The 2224-nt window shown below is 74.8% G+C and carries 3 protein-coding genes; 1 reads left to right on the top strand and 2 read right to left on the bottom strand.

The window, feature by feature from the left end; all coding sequences use genetic code 11:
* Positions 1-939, bottom strand: a 939-nt coding sequence (locus RIF68_RS34960) for an ATP-binding cassette domain-containing protein (protein ID WP_309055565.1), incomplete at its 3' end; no start/stop codon positions are given.
* 196 nt (positions 940-1135) lie between these two features.
* Here RIF68_RS34960 and RIF68_RS34955 point away from each other — a divergent pair.
* A complete protein-coding gene (locus RIF68_RS34955; protein WP_309055563.1) occupies positions 1136-1561 on the top strand; it encodes an SCP2 sterol-binding domain-containing protein in 426 nt (141 codons plus the stop codon).
* 479 nt (positions 1562-2040) lie between these two features.
* On the opposite strand, the gene RIF68_RS34950 is transcribed toward RIF68_RS34955, so the two are convergent.
* Positions 2041-2224, bottom strand: a 184-nt coding sequence (locus tag RIF68_RS34950) for a hypothetical protein (protein WP_375165791.1), incomplete at its 5' end; no start/stop codon positions are given.

Here is a 2224-nt window from a genome sequence, read left to right as displayed (position 1 = left end):
GGTGTCGCCGGTCAGACGGACGAACACGTCCTCCACGGTCGGGTCGGCCACCGTCATCCGGTTCAGCGGCAGACCGGCGTCCCGCAGCCGGCCGAGGAGCTCCGGCAGCAGCTCCTCGCGGGCGGACAGGTCCACGGTCAGGACCGTGCCGTCCACCCGGCAGGCCGGCTCCCCGACCAGCGCCACCGCCGTGTCCCGTACGCCCGGCTCGTCCGCCGGCAGCTTCAGGACCTTGCCGCCGAGGCCGCGCTTGAGACCCTGCGGGGTGTCGACGACCGCGACCCGGCCGTCCTTCAGGATCGCGATCCGGTCGCAGAGAGCGTCGGCCTCGTCCAGGTACTGGGTGGTGAGGAACACCGTGCCGCCGTCCTCGCGGAAGCGCCGTACGAACGACCACAGGGCCCGCCGGCTCTGCGGGTCGAGCCCGGTCGTCGGCTCGTCGAGGAACAGCAGCGACGGCCGGTGCACCAGCGCGAGGGTGGCGTCGAGCCGCCGCCGCATGCCCACCGTGTACGTGGCGACCAGTCGGTCCGCCACCTCCGTCAGGCCGAACGACGCCAGCAGCTCCTCCACCCGGGCCGCGCGCTCCCGGCGCCCCGGGCCCCGCGTGCCCCGACGCCCGCCGGCCCGCAGCGAGGCGATCAGCGCCAGGTGCTCACGGCCCGTCATCAGCGGGTCCAGCGCCGCCTGCTGGAGCGACAGCCCGATCCGGTCCCGTACCTCCTGCCGCCGCTGGACGACGTCGAGCCCCAGCACCCGCACCGTCCCCGAGGTCGGCCGGACGAGGGTCGACAGGATCCTCACGGTGGTGGTCTTGCCGGCGCCGTTCCGCCCGAGATAGCCGAACACCTCGCCGGCGCGGACCGAGAAGTCGACCCGGTCGAGCGCGACCGTGCCGTCGTCGTAGGCCTTGTGCAGCCCCTCTGCCTCAATGGTCATGCGGCCAGCCTGGGCGGAGGGGCCGCGCGCCGACAGCGCGGATCGGAGCGTCGTTCGTGCGCGCCCCGCGTCCGATCGGGGTGACCGGACGGGCTGCCCGGAGGTGCTGCGGCACGGACGTCCCGATGGCCCTGTGGGCGGAGCCCCGCACCGGGCTACAACGGAGGACCGGACCGTACGAGACCGAGGGGACTTCGTGAGCGTCTTTCCCAGCGCCGAGTGGCTGCAGGCATATGTCCGGCTCATCAACGACTCGGAGGAGTTCGAGGAGGCGGCGAGCACGTTCGAGGCCGACATCGCGTTCGTCTTCGAGGCGGAGGAGGAGCGCGGTGTCCCGGCCGACATCTGGTGCCTCACCGAATTCGGCGGCGGCAAGTGCAAGTGGGCGGAGTACGACGTCGGCGAGACCCGAGCCAAGGACGCCACCTTCGTGATCCGCGCCCCCTACACGGCGTGGAAGGGCGTCATCGAAGGCGAGATCGACCCCATCGAGGGCATGCTCGACGGCGATCTCATGGTGACCGGACACCTGCCGACGCTGCTGCGGTACGTCCGCGCCACCGACGAACTGGTCTCGCTCGCCGCGCACGTGGCGAGCAGCTTCGTCGACGAACAGCGCTGACCACCGGGGCCGCGCCCCGGACACACCCGTGGACCCCGCCGCACCTGGCGGGGCCCACGGGATCCGGCCTGCCCGCGGGGCCACCGGGTCGGCGTGGGCCGCCCCGATGAGGTCGGCGCGGGTTTCTGTTCCCCGGCCTGCGGTGGGGCCTTCCGCCCGGCGGAGCGCGCACAGGTTTTCCGGTCGACCCGGCCCATCTCCAGGCTTGCGATCGGCGGGGCCGACACGGGTTTTCCGTCCGGTCCGGCGCGGCTTCCCGGCAACCCCGGCCTGCGGCCCGGCCGCCCGACGCGGCCCGCACGGGTTTTCCGGCCGACCCGGTACTCCCGGACCCGCACCGCCCTCGCGCCTCCCGCGCCTCCCGCGCCTCCACGCCGCTCCTCCCGCACCGCCAGCGCCGCGCCCTCCGCTCCCGCGCCGGCGGCCCACCCCCGGCCGGCACACCGGCCCGCCCCGGCCGGCCCCCGCCGCGGCACCCGTCAGCGGGCCCCGGACACCACCTGGAGACCGCCCGACAGGTACAGCTCGCGGCACGCCCCGCGCCGCTTCTTGCCGGAGGAGGTCTTCGGCAGCGTCGCCGCCCGCACCACGACGACCTCGGCGGGCGCGTGCTGCACCGTGGTCCGCAGCCGGTCGAACAGCTCGCGGGCCGTCCGCCGCAGC

The sequence above is a fragment of the Streptomyces sp. genome (genome assembly GCF_031178505.1).
GTDB lineage: Bacteria > Actinomycetota > Actinomycetes > Streptomycetales > Streptomycetaceae > Streptomyces > Streptomyces gulbargensis.
Note: the sequence above shows the minus strand (reverse complement) of the source record. Positions and strands in the feature narration are given on the sequence as shown.